Origin of the sequence: Corynebacterium sp. HMSC059E07, assembly GCF_001814395.1 — a bacterium.
GTDB classification, from domain to species: Bacteria; Actinomycetota; Actinomycetes; order Mycobacteriales; family Mycobacteriaceae; genus Corynebacterium; species Corynebacterium hesseae.
In genome coordinates this window covers 1-246 of the sequence record NZ_KV816330.1, presented here as the reverse complement: position 1 = coordinate 246, position 246 = coordinate 1, and the positions used below count along the sequence as shown (strand labels likewise).

Annotated in this window: 1 protein-coding gene; it reads right to left on the bottom strand. The window is 53.7% G+C overall.

Annotated features, from left to right (window positions below; translation table 11 throughout):
• On the bottom strand, window positions 1-195 hold a 195-nt coding region (locus HMPREF2967_RS10175; RefSeq protein ID WP_158014715.1), incomplete at its 3' end, for a hypothetical protein.
• Window positions 196-246 lie beyond the last annotated feature (51 nt).

The following is a 246-nucleotide window of genomic DNA, read 5'->3' as shown; positions in this document are numbered from 1 at the left end:
GAGTTCAGCGACAGACTTGTTCAGAAATTCGCCGAAGTCGTCGCCGTCGTTGGCGGCATCCATGAGCGCTTGGCCGCAAAGCCGTTCATAGTCCAGCTTTTGCTTCCGGGCCTGTTCCGCAGCACGGCGCTTCTCGTCTTCGAGTTTGCGCATACGTGCGGCGGCCTTTTCAAATTTCGTTGTCTTGATAGACATGGTGTGTTTTACCTTTCTTCGTTTTGTGTGTTGACGTGATGGGCAAGACGC